General features: G+C 71.6%; 12 protein-coding genes. 5 read left to right on the top strand and 7 right to left on the bottom strand.

The window, feature by feature from the left end:
- Positions 1-116: 116 nt before the first annotated feature.
- Positions 117-617, bottom strand: a complete 501-nt coding sequence (locus ABZ297_RS44325; protein WP_355359774.1) for a SigE family RNA polymerase sigma factor — start codon at positions 615-617, stop codon at positions 117-119.
- Positions 618-913: 296 nt separating this feature from the next.
- The gene (locus ABZ297_RS44320) at positions 914-1,933 is read right to left on the bottom strand and encodes an aldo/keto reductase (RefSeq protein ID WP_355359771.1); all 1,020 of its coding nucleotides are present in this window, start codon (positions 1,931-1,933) and stop codon (positions 914-916) included.
- A 153-nt stretch (positions 1,934-2,086) separates the two neighbouring features.
- Between ABZ297_RS44320 and ABZ297_RS44315 the strand changes: the two genes are divergently transcribed.
- Entirely contained in the window at positions 2,087-2,680 is a 594-nt protein-coding gene (locus ABZ297_RS44315) for a TetR/AcrR family transcriptional regulator (protein ID WP_355359768.1), read from the top strand.
- A 312-nt stretch (positions 2,681-2,992) separates the two neighbouring features.
- Complete coding sequence (locus tag ABZ297_RS44310) at positions 2,993-3,322, top strand: hypothetical protein (protein ID WP_355359765.1); 330 nt, start codon at positions 2,993-2,995, stop codon at positions 3,320-3,322.
- A 91-nt stretch (positions 3,323-3,413) separates the two neighbouring features.
- Here the strand turns inward: ABZ297_RS44310 and ABZ297_RS44305 are convergent, their stop codons facing one another.
- A complete protein-coding gene (locus tag ABZ297_RS44305) occupies positions 3,414-3,689 on the bottom strand; it encodes a helix-turn-helix transcriptional regulator (RefSeq protein ID WP_355359780.1) in 276 nt (91 codons plus the stop codon).
- A gap of 193 nt (positions 3,690-3,882) precedes the next feature.
- Positions 3,883-5,760 carry a heavy metal translocating P-type ATPase gene (locus ABZ297_RS44300; protein WP_355359777.1) on the bottom strand — a complete coding sequence of 626 codons (1,878 nt, stop codon included), beginning with the start codon at positions 5,758-5,760 and terminating at the stop codon, positions 3,883-3,885.
- A 159-nt stretch (positions 5,761-5,919) separates the two neighbouring features.
- Here ABZ297_RS44300 and ABZ297_RS44295 point away from each other — a divergent pair, with 159 nt between their 5' ends.
- Positions 5,920-6,267 carry a metalloregulator ArsR/SmtB family transcription factor gene (locus tag ABZ297_RS44295; RefSeq protein ID WP_355359762.1) on the top strand — a complete coding sequence of 116 codons (348 nt, stop codon included), beginning with the start codon at positions 5,920-5,922 and terminating at the stop codon, positions 6,265-6,267.
- Between the two features lie 123 nt (positions 6,268-6,390).
- Positions 6,391-7,356 carry a metallophosphoesterase gene (locus ABZ297_RS44290; RefSeq protein ID WP_355359759.1) on the top strand — a complete coding sequence of 322 codons (966 nt, stop codon included), beginning with the start codon at positions 6,391-6,393 and terminating at the stop codon, positions 7,354-7,356.
- A gap of 156 nt (positions 7,357-7,512) precedes the next feature.
- Here ABZ297_RS44290 and ABZ297_RS44285 read toward each other — a convergent pair whose 3' ends face one another.
- From ABZ297_RS44285 to ABZ297_RS44275, 3 genes are read right to left on the bottom strand one after another with little or no spacing between them, the layout of a single operon-like run.
- Positions 7,513-8,289, bottom strand: coding sequence for an ABC transporter permease (locus ABZ297_RS44285; protein ID WP_355359756.1), 777 nt, complete (start codon positions 8,287-8,289; stop codon positions 7,513-7,515).
- Complete coding sequence (locus ABZ297_RS44280) at positions 8,286-9,875, bottom strand: ABC transporter permease subunit (RefSeq protein ID WP_355359753.1); 1,590 nt, start codon at positions 9,873-9,875, stop codon at positions 8,286-8,288. The genes ABZ297_RS44285 and ABZ297_RS44280 overlap by 4 nt, the downstream gene beginning before the upstream one ends.
- Complete coding sequence (locus ABZ297_RS44275; RefSeq protein ID WP_355359750.1) at positions 9,872-10,810, bottom strand: ATP-binding cassette domain-containing protein; 939 nt, start codon at positions 10,808-10,810, stop codon at positions 9,872-9,874. The genes ABZ297_RS44280 and ABZ297_RS44275 overlap by 4 nt, the downstream gene beginning before the upstream one ends.
- A 135-nt stretch (positions 10,811-10,945) precedes the next feature.
- Between ABZ297_RS44275 and ABZ297_RS44270 the strand changes: the two genes are divergently transcribed.
- The coding region (locus ABZ297_RS44270) for a hypothetical protein (protein ID WP_355359747.1) at positions 10,946-11,437 on the top strand (492 nt) is incomplete at its 3' end.

Genomic DNA, 11,437 nt, shown 5'->3' with positions numbered 1-11,437 from the left:
CCGCGCCCGCCGCCGGCGAAGGCGCGCCTTGACCGTCGCGGCCAGCCCGGCCGGCGCCTGCGGCGCACGATGCGCCGCCCCGGAGAGGATGCGGCTCAGCTTGTCTTCCAGATCGGTCATCGCATGCTCCCGTGGGGCGCCGGTGAGGAGGAGAGGGAGGAACGCAACTTGTCCAGGCCCCGGGAGGCCTGGCTGCGCACGGTTCCGGGAGAGATGCCGAGCACCTTGGCGATCTCGGCGTCGCTGAGCTGTTCGTAGTAGCGCAGCACCAGCACGGCACGCTGTCTGCGGGGCAGCGCGGCCAGCTCTTCCCAGAGCCCCTGTTCCTCGTCGGGAGGGAAGACTTCGTGGTGAACCCGCTCCGGCGGCTCTCCGATGAGGTGTTCACGCCTGTGCCGCCGCCAGACGCTGATGTGTAACCGTGCCATCGTGGTTCGGGCGTAGCTGTGCGGGCTGTCCTTGCGTCTCACCCTCGGCCAGGCGCCACACAGCCGTACCAGAGCTTCCTGGACCAGGTCGGCGGCGTCATGAGGATTTCCGGTCAGGACGTATCCGTAGCGGAGCAGCGCGTCCGTCTGCTCTGCGACGAAGTCGTCGAAGCCGGGTTCGTCATCCACTTGTAGTCCCTTCGGTAGTCACGTCCCAGACGGCCGAAGGGACGAAGATGTTGCATCGCTCGGCGAATGTTTTCTCGGGGTCTGGGGGACTATCCGGCCGGATTGAACGACAAGCCTCCGCCGGAGGTCAGGCAGCGTTGCGAAGGGGCATGGGTGGATGGGCGCCCAGGACGAATACGACCCCTCTCGGCGGGCGCCGGCGAGCTGGAGGAGGAGCACCTTCTCGCCGGGTACCTGCGCGATTCCCGCGGACTCGGGGACTGAGGGCGAGGGTGCTGAGGCTGTCGCGGGGACGATCAGCGGCGGCGCAGTGACGGGTCGAGCAGCGCGGGCGGGGTGTCGTTCTTTTCGTGTGCGGCGAGGTCGATGCCGGGGGCGACGACGGCGTCGATGGCGTCGAGTACGTCGGCGGAGAGCGTGGTGTCTGCGGCGGCGAGTTGCGAGTGCAGGTGGTCCAGCGTGCGGGGGCCGATGAGCGCGCTGGTCACGGCGGGGTGCGCTGTAACGAAGCCGAGCGCGAGCTGGATCATCGTCAGGCCGGCCTCGTCGGCGACCTTGGCCAGCTGCTCGACGGCGTCGAGCCTGGCCTGGTTGGAGGGGATGGTGGTGTCGAAGCGTTGCGGCATGAACGTTGAGCGGCTGGTGGTGATTGCCCGGCCTTCGCGGATCGCGCCTGACAGCCAGCCCGAGGCCAGCGGGCTCCATGCCAGCACGCCGAGCCCGTACTGCTCGGTCACGGGCAGGATGTGGGTCTCGATCCCGCGCTGCAGGATCGAGTAGCTGGGCTGTTCGGTGACGTAGCGGCTCAGGTGGTGCTCGCGGGCGGCCCACTGGGCCTGCACGATGCGGTAGGCGGGGAAGGTCGAGGAGCCGAAGTAGCGGATCTTTCCCGCGCGTTGCAGGTCGGTCAGGGCCGACAGGGTCTCCTCGTCGCTGGTGTTCGGGTCCCATCGGTGGATCTGGTAGAGGTCGACGCGGTCGGTGCCGAGGCGGCGCAGGCTGTCCTCCAGCGCGGTGACCAGCCAGCGGCGCGAGCTGCCCTGATGGTTGCGCTCGTCGCTCATCGGCATGGTCGCCTTCGTGGCCAGCACGACGTCGTCGCGGCGGCCCGCGATGGCTTTGCCGACCATCTCTTCCGACTGGCCGCCGCTGTAGATGTCGGCGGTGTCGATGAGGTTGATCCCGGTCTTCAGGGCGGCGTCGACGATGGCGGTGGCCTCGTCCTGGGTGGTGCGCCCGATCTTTCCGAAGTTCATCGCGCCGAGCGCGAGGGCGCTGACCTGCACGCCTGTGCGGCCCAAGGTGCGGTACTGCATGACCGTGTCTCCTCATTGCGGGTGAAGCGTGGTGTATTGCATGGCTTGGCTATCAGGCCCCTGCTCTGGCATCATAGCCAAAGCGGAACCTCGTTCCGGAACGATACGGAACACGGTTCCGCTTTTGCAAGCGGCGGCGGAGGGAGCGGCGTGGTGAACGACAGAAACGAGGTCACGGGGCAGGCGGCCGCGTCCAAGCGGAAGGACGCCCGGCGCAACCAGGAAACCCTCCTCAACGCGGCCGCCGCGGTCTTCGTCACGTCAGGCGTGAACGCCCCCGTACGCGACATCGCGGCCAAGGCCGGCGTCGGGCTGGGCACGATCTACCGCCACTTCCCGACGCGAGCGGACCTCATCATCGCCGTCTACCGGCACCAGGTCGACGCCTGCGCCGAGGCCGGGCCGGCCCTGCTGGCGACCAGCCTTTCGCCGCACGCCGCACTAGGGCAGTGGATCAACCTCTTCGTCGATTTCCTGGTCACCAAGCACGGACTCGCTGCCGTGCTGCGGTCCGACAACTCCGACTTCGAGGCGCTGCACGCCTACTTCCTCGACCGCCTCGTACCCGTCTGCACCGAGCTGCTCGAAGCCGCAGCCGTCGCCGGCGAGATCCGCCCCGACATCGATGCGTACGAGCTCATGCGCGGCGTCGGCAACCTCTGCATCGGCGCGGATAGCGACCCCCGCTACGACGCACGCCACATGGTCGAACTCCTCATCGCAGGGCTATGCCGACCACACCACTGACCTCGGCTTGCAGGGTGACGTTGGGATGCAGTGACAGCCGTGCGTGGCCGCCGGGGTAGCAGGTGGTGCCTTCAGGCCAGGAGCCCCAGGGGGTTCGGGGTTTCCCAGGCCGTCAGATGCCGACCTGCTTCTGGCGCGTGAAGTGCCCATATTTCGCCTGCAGTTCATCTTTTCGACATCCATCGGTCCGATTGCTCGGTTGATCGTGATCAACCAAATCAGCCGAACGACCGGCAGGGTGATGCACTTGCGCGAAAATCCCCAAATCGGCGGAGCATCTAACGTAAGTCGTCCGGCAAGGTGCTGGGCGCCATGGCGCTCCACGGGTTCGACCACGGTTCGTCGATGGCGATCCCCGGCCAGTACGCGTACCTCTCTTACGGTGGTCCGCCTGCCAAGCCCTCGGACCCGGCCAAGCCGTCCTACCTGGTCCGTCTCGACATGAACAAGGCCGGGGGTTCGGTCGAGGAGGTGTACCGGACGAGAGCGGGCGAGTCGCTGTCCGGTCGCGAACCTCAGGGAATGGCGATCTGGCGATCGTCGAGCGGCCCGCGCCTCGCGTTCGGCTTCTCCAGCAAGATCAGTGGCAGTCCTGACCAGTTCCGGGCGACCGTCTTCTACAAGAGCGACCTCACCAGGTAAAACGTCCGCCGCTATGTCAAGCCCTCCCCGGAGGCGATCGCTGAGCTCACCAGCCTGCTCGCGCCTGGTGCCACCCGGCGCTGACCTTTCTTCAGGCCGAGAGTGGTGGTTCCTGCCAATCCGGGTTGTGCGCGCACGCGGCCGCCAACTCGTCCAGAGACACGTGCAGCGCTGAGGCCAGGGCCGCGATGGTGAAAAAGGCCGGGGTCGGGGCCCTGCCGGTTTCGATCTTGCGCAGGGTCTCGGCGGAGACTCCTGCTGCGGCGGCAACCTCCGCCATGCTCCGGCTGCCGCGTGCCTGACGCAGCAGCGAGCCGAACCGCTCGCCGCGTTCCCGTTCCCATGGAGTCAAAGAAGTCCTCACCATGACCGTGATACTAATACCGGTATAAGTGACCTCGAGCTGATCGACGCCACCCAACAGGCCCTCGACGCCGGCATCGCTGCCGCTCAGGTCGGCGGTCCACTCGTAGGCGTAGCCGACCGCACCGCACCGCACCGCACCGGAGGCCGGGCTCGCTCAGGTGTACGGCGGCGGGAAGGGGAGGCCGGTCACAGGTTCAACTCCGGGCGGTGCGGGGCGGTAGGACGGCTGCGCGCCGCCACGCGGCGCCGCGCAGCAGACGAAGCCCGTTGAGGCCGACGATGACGGTGGAACCCTCGTGGCCTGCCACGCCGAGCGGCAGGGGCAGGTCACCGAACAGGTCCCAGGCCACCAGGACGGCGATGAAGGTGGCGGCGATGACGAGGTTGGCCACGACCAGACGGCGGGCCCGCCGGGCCAGGGTGATCACGGTGGGCACGGTGGCGAGCTCGTCGCGGGTGATCACCGCGTCGGCGGTGGCCAGGGCGAGGTCGGAGCCGGCGCGGCCCATGGCGATGCCGGTGTGCGCGGCGGCCAGGGCGGGGGCGTCGTTGACGCCGTCGCCGACCAGCGCCACCCGCGTGCCCTGGTCCTGCAGTTCGCGTACCGCCTTCACCTTGTGCTCGGGGAGCAGGCCCGCGCGGACGTCGGCGATGCCCACCTGGGCGGCCAGCCGTTGCGCCGCGCGCGGGTTGTCGCCGGTCAGCACCACCGGCGCGGCCGTGGTCACGGCGGTCACGTGCGCGATCGCCGCGGCAGCGCCGGGCCGCACCCGGTCGGCCAGGGCGAGCACTCCGGCCGGCCGGCCGTCCACGCGCACCAGCACGGCGGTGTGCCCGCCGTCCTCGAGAGCGGTGACGATGTCGTCGCCGCCGTCGAGGAGGTGGGCGGGACTGCCGACCTCCACGAGCCGGCCGCCGACCCGGGCGCGGACGCCGCGTCCCGGCATCGACTCGAACTCCTCGGCGAGGGGCAGCGGCAGGCCGGACTCGCGGGCCGCCCGGACCACGGCGCGGCCCAGCGGATGTTCGGAGCCCTCCTCGGCAACGGCGGCCAGGGCGAGGATCTCGTCCTCCTTCAGGCCGGCGCCCGGCAGCACCCGCACGTGGGCGAGGTGGGGCCGGCCCTCGGTCAGCGTGCCCGTCTTGTCGAAGGCCACCTGGGTGACGGTGCCGAGCTGCTCCATCACCACGGCGGACTTGACCAGCACCCCGTGGCGGCCCGCGGTGGCGATGGCGGCCAGCAGCGGCGGCATGGTGGCCAGCACCACCGCGCACGGCGATGCGACGATCATGAAGGTCATCGCGCGCGGCAGGCTGTCCTGCAGCGCTGCTCCCCACAGCAGCGGGACGGCGAACAGCGCCAGGGTGGCGGCGACCATGACGATGGAGTAGCGCTGCTCGACCTTCTCGATGAACAGCTGGGTGCGCGCCTTGGTGGCGCTGGCCTGCTCGACCATGGCCACGATGCGGGCGATCACCGTCTCGGCGGCCGGACGCGTCACCCGCACCCGCAGCACGCCGGTGCCGTTCACGGTGCCGGCGAACACCTCGTCGCCCAGCTGCTTGTCCACCGGCAGGCTCTCGCCGGTGATGCTCGCCTGGTCGACCGCGCTGGTTCCGGCGATGACCTGGCCGTCGGCGCCGACCCGTTCCCCGGGCCGGACCAGGATCACCCCGCCGACCTCCAGCGTGGCTGCCTCGACGATCTCCTCGCCGTCCGCGGTCAGGCGGGTGGCCCGCTCGGGCGCCAGATCCAGCAGGCCGCGCACCGAGTCCTCGGTCCGTTTGGTGGCCACGGCCTCCAGCGCGCCGGAGGTGGCGAAGATGACGATGAGCAGCGCGCCGTCGAAGACCTGCCCGATCGCGGCGGCGCCGATCGCCGCGGCGACCATCAGCAGGTCCACGTCGAGGGTTCTGTCGCGCAGCGCCTTCAGACCCGCCAGGCCGGGTTCCCAGCCGCCTGCCGCGTAGCAGGCCAGGTACAGGCCCCACCACAGCCACGGTGGCGCCGCGGCCAACTGGCAGAGGCCGCCGGCGGCGAACAACGCGGTGGCGGCCGCGGCCCAGCGCACCTCCGGCAGCGACCACGTCCCGCCCCGCCATGATGACGCGACCGGGGCGGGCCCGGTGTCGAGGGCTGGGGCGTCGTTCAGTTCTGCAATCACATGGGCATCGTATATGCGCATGCACGCAGATACGCAAGTAGCGAGGTTCGCGGCTATGCTGGCGGTATGCACACGTCGCTGCCGGACTTCGACATGCCCAACGAGGAACAGGTGCACCTGGCCGCCGAGTCGTTTCGGCTGCTGTCCGATCCCACCCGCATCAAGATCCTTTGGGCGCTGCTGCAGGGCGAGTCGTCCGTCGCCTGCCTGGCCGAACTCGCCGACGCCGCCCCCACCGCCGTCAGTCAGCACCTGGCCAAGCTGCGCCTGGCCGGGCTGGTCAAAGGACGTCGCGAGGGCACCTTCGTCTACTACAAGGCCGCCGACGAGCACGTCCTCCGGTTGCTGACCGAGGGCCTCTACCACGCCGGCCACGTCGACCTGTCCACGTCACAGCCGGACCCTGTCGTGTGACGGAGCCGGCCGTCCCGTTCCTCCGTGTCCGCGCCGCCTGGCGGGCGAATGTCAGCGAGCCGTTCGGTGAGTTGTCGACTCTGCGTAATGTCCGAGTTGTTGGGCTATGTGGAGAATCGGGCCATGCGTAAATCTTCCGCCGCTGTCGCCGCGCTGATGGCAGCCCTGGTCGCCGGCACCGTCACTCCCGCGTCGGCCGACGCCCCGGGGACCCGCGGCCCCTCCCTCAGCTTCGCCCTCCTCGGCGACACCCCGTACGGCGCCGACCAGCGAGCCTCGTTCCCCGCGCTGGTCGACGCGGTGAACGCCGACCCGGACGTCCGCTTCGTCCTGCACGCCGGTGACGTCAAGGACGGCGGGTCCACCTGCGACGACGCCCGCTTCGCCGACCTGGCCAAGCTGTTCGGCACCTTCGACGACCCGTTCGTGCTGACCCCGGGCGACAACGAGTGGACCGACTGCCACCGCACCGCGGCGGGCGGCTACGTGCCGACCGAGCGGCTGGACGCGGTCCGCACGTTCTTCTACCCGAAGGCCGGCCACACGCTCGGCCGCCACCCGATGGGCGTGCGGACCCAGGCGTCCGACGCCCGGCACAGCGCCTACAAGGAGAACGTGCTGCTCCGCCGTCAGGGCGTCGTGTTCGCCACCGTGCACGTGGTCGGCAGCGAGAACGACCTGGCGCCGTGGTCACAGCTGCCGGGCGGCGACCGTCCGGACCTGCGGCTGGCCGAGTTCGAGGCGCGCAAGGCGGCGGCCCTCGACTGGATCGACACCGCCTTCGACACCGCGCGCCAGACGAACGCCCCCGGCGTGCTGCTCATGATGCAGGCCGAGCCGACCGACACCCCGGGATTCGCCGAGATCCGCGCCCGGATCACCGACCGTGCCAAGGCGTACGGCAAGCCGGTCCTGCTGGTGCACGGTGACGAGCACGTGTACGAGGTGGAGACCGGCTACGCGGGCGTCCCCAACCTGACGAGGCTGGAGACCTACGGCGTCACGGCGACCCAGTGGTTGCGCGTCACGGTCGAGCCCCGCTCGCGCGCCGTGTTCTCCTGGCAGCCTCAGACCGTGCCCGCCTCCTGAGGCCCCGTCGTCCAGTCGTGTGCGGTGGCGCGCCGTGGGCCGGCGTGCCGCCGGGCGAGCCCGCGCGGACGGGCCTCGACCGGCTCACCGGCCCCTACCCGACCGCCCCGGAGCCGCCCAAGCCCGCCGGCCCCTGACCGCTCGACCCGGCCCCGGTCACGCGTCGCGCAGCCGGAGCAGCAGCCCGCCGCCCAGGAGCGCCGCGCCGGCCCAGGCGGCGAGCACGCCCAGTCCCGCCCACGGGCTGAGGGGCAGGACGGACAGATGGGTGGTGGCCTGGACGGCGAGCCCGGCGTTCATCGGCGAGATCCGCCAGAGCAGCACCTGCCAGCCCGGGTCGGAGACCATGACGGGCAGGACCGACAGGACGTAGAGCAGGCCGAACACGACCCCGATGGAGGTGGCGGAGTCCCGCACGGCGACGGCGACGCCGAGGCTGAGCAGGGCGACCAGCGCGAGGTAGAGCACCGAGCCGGCCGCGGCCCGGAGCGTCGGCCCGTCGGCCAGCGACAGCGGCGCGAAGCCGTTCCCGGGAGTGAAGCCGTTGCCGGGCAGGATGAGCCGCCCGGCCAGCACCGACCCGAGCACGGCGAGGGTCCCCGCCGCCAGCGTGACGCCGGTGAGGACGACGGCCTTGGCCGCCAGGACGGAGGCCCGGCGCGGCATCGCCGCCAGGGTGGTGCGGATCATGCCGGTGCCGTACTCGCCGCTGATCGCCAGCACGGCCAGGATGACGACGACCGCCTGCCCCGCCTGCACCCCCATGAGGCTGAGCTTCGGGACGTCGTAGTCGCACCCCGCCGTCCGGCAGGACACCGTCGCGGCGGCCGCGGCGCCCAACGCCGCAGTCAGCGCGACGACGGCGAGCAACAGCCGGCCGGTGCCCGGCGCGGTGCGGAACTTGGTCCACTCGGCGTGCAGTTCTCGTCTCACGCGTCCCTCCGGCGCAGCTGGACGACGGCCAGGCCGAGAGCGAGCGCGGCGTAGCCGCAGAGCACGGCGAGCCCGGCCCATGGCGCGAGCGGGTAGTAGCCGCCCTGCGGGCTGTAGTAGCCGAGCACGTGCGCGTACTCCGGGATGCTCTGCTGGATCGCGAACCCGGCCGCCGGGGTGAGCCGCAGGAGCCACTGCGACACGCCCACGGGCAGGACGGAGGCGGTCGCGAGGACGTGAGGCACGACGACGACCGCGATGGCGGCGGTGACCGCCGCAGCGCTGTTCCGGAACAGGGCGCCGAGGGCCAGGGCGAAGACGGCGACGACGGCGAGCAGCGCCGCCGTGCCGGCCACGACCCGCACCTCGGTGAGCGTGCTCACCGGGAGGACCTGGTTGCCGTTGGAGCGCAGGATCCGCGTGCCGATCGGGACGACCGCGCCGGTGGCGGCCAGCCCGGCGACGAAGGTCACCGCGCCGACGATCACCGCCTTGGCGGCCAGCATCCGGCCGCGCCGCGGGCTGGCGAGCAGGCTGGTGCGGATCAGGCCCCGCCGGTACTCGGCGGTGATGAACAGCACCGCCACCACGATCACCACGATCAGCCCGGCCAGCATGCCGGACAGGGTGCTCTCGATGTTCATGCCTTCGGTGCTCGGCCCGATGTCGCCGACCCCGGTGACGGTGAACGTGTCGCCGGACCGGGTGAACCGCCCCGGATGATGGGGCTGCCCGTCGGCCTCGTAGACGACCCCCACGTCGTCGTGGGCCCACATGCCGCCGGTCGCCTTGCCTTGCAGGCTGACCTGGTCGAAGGCGGCGGTGGTCTCGGAGAAGCGCACTGCTACGACGGCCCCGCCGAGATCGCCCTGGGTCACCGTCATGGCACCCGGGGAGGCGGCGAACAGCCCGATCCGTACCGTGGCCGGCAGCCCGGCCAGGACGGCGGTGCCGACCTTGGTCCACTGCCGGCCGTCGGCGGACTCGTAGCCGGTGAGGGTGTCGCCGGAGCGGGTCAGCCGCAGCCAGCGCGGCGACTCCTTCGAGACGCCGCCCGGCCGTCCGGCGACGTCGTGGGTGAAGTTGTCCTGCATCCGCACGCCGTGCTCACCGGTGATCATGACCGCCGCGTAGGCGGAGCCCTGCCGGACGCCGTCCTTGACCATGACCCCGGCCTTCGCCCACGGTACGACTCCGGACGCGACCCGCCGGACCCCCGGTTGCGCGTCCGGCAGGCGCTTCTCGCCGGTCATGGAGTTCACCCGGACGGTGACGCTGCCGTCTCCGTCGAGCGGCTGGTGGACGAAGTAGAAGTGATCTGTCACCGCTTCCCCGCCCGGCCCCACGGGCACGGCGGGGCAGGCGTCGCTCGGACCGCCGCACGAGGTGTGGCTGCCCGACGCGGACAGCAGCCCGAGCAGCACGATGACCAGCGTCGCGACCGCCATGCCGAGCACCCAGCCGCGGACGCTCCTGAACTTGGTCCACTCCGCGCGCAGCAGTTGCGCCAAGCCGTCGCGCCCGGCCCGCAGGCCCGAGCGGTACGGGGCGCCGGTGGTCGCGCCGGGGGGCGCGCCGGTGGTCATCGTGCCGCCTCCTGCCCGGCTTCCGCAGCGGCGCGGAACTCGACCGCGTCCCGGGTGAGGTCCATGTACGCCTCCTCCAGCGTCGCGCGGTGGGCGGCCACCTCGGAGAACGGCACCGCGCTCCGGTTGAGGAGCGCCACGACGTGCTCGGCGGCCAGTCCGGAGACGGTGAGCGTGTCGCGGTCGGTCGCGGCCACGGTGGCGCCGGCCTGCGCCAGTACGCTCATCGCCGCCGACCGCGCCGTGGTGCGCAGCGTGACCCGGCCCCGGGACACGGTCGCGATCAGCTCGGCCACGCCAGTGTCGGCGACGACCCGGCCGCGGCCCACCACCACGAGATGGCCGGCAGTGTCCTGGAGCTCGCTCATCAGGTGGCTGGACACCAGCACGGCGCGGCCCTCGGCGGCCAGCGACCGCAGGAAGCCGCGGATCCACACGATGCCCTCCGGATCCAGGCCGTTGACCGGCTCGTCCAGCATGAGCACCGGCGGGTCACCGAGCAGCGCGGCGGCGATCCCGAGCCGCTGCCGCATGCCCAGCGAGTAGCCGCCCGCCCTCCGCCGGGCCGCCGACTCCAGCCCCACCAGCCCGATCACCTCGTCGACCCGCCTGGACGGCAGGCCCTGGGAGTGGGCCAGCCACAGCAGATGGTTGCGGGCGGTGCGGCTCGGCTGGAGCGCGGCGGCGTCCAGCAGCGCCCCGATGTGCCGCAGCGGGTGTCGCAGGCTCCGGTACGGCCGCCCGCCGATCAACGCCCGGCCCTCGTCGGCCGCGTCCAGGCCGAGGATCACCCGCATCGTGGTGGACTTTCCTGCGCCGTTGGGGCCGACGAAGCCGGTGACCTGCCCTGGCCGCACGGTGAACGACATCCCGTCCAGCGCCGTGGTCTGCCCGAACCGCTTGCGCAGTCCGGACACTTCGATGGTCGCTTCCATGCCAGGCAGAGTAGGCAACGGCGAAAGCGCAGGTCGTCACGCGGCGGAGCGATCTTCGCGGTCCCTGGTGTGAGGGACGTCCCATCGCTCACGCGAGGGATGCCAGGATTCCGGACAACCGCGACAATGGCCTGCGTGGATCGAGTGCATGACCGGCCAGGTGGATGGGCCTCCGGGGGGCGGAGGGCCGCCGCGGTTCCCCACGCGCCCGTCGTGGCCGGCGCGCTGCTGGCGTTGCTCGCGCTGGCCGAGTCGCTCGCGCACGCCCGCACCACCCCGTTGGCGTACGCGTTCGGCCACACCGTGAGCCGGCCGGTGGGCGAGACGGTCGCGCACCTCGGCGGCCCGCCTCCGGTGGCAGGTCCGGGCGCGGCGCTGTACTACGTGGTGTTCGGCCTGCTCGGCCTGGCCGCCACGCTGCCGATCGCGCTGCTGTGGGCGCAACCGGCCGCGGCGGCCGCAGTCGTCTCCGCGACGAGCCTGCTGTCGGCCGCCGCCTTCCAGACGCTGACCGTGGCGGGCGTCGCCGCGGTCGGCCTCGAAGGATTTGATCAGCTCGTCCCAGTAGGGTCGCGTGCCCTCGGTGTACTGGGCGACGACCAGCTTGATGGAGTGCTGCTCGCCGCC

The organism is Nonomuraea sp. NPDC005983, assembly GCF_040614375.1.
Taxonomy (GTDB): Bacteria; Actinomycetota; Actinomycetes; order Streptosporangiales; family Streptosporangiaceae; genus Nonomuraea.
Note: the sequence above shows the minus strand (reverse complement) of the source record. Positions and strands in the feature narration are given on the sequence as shown.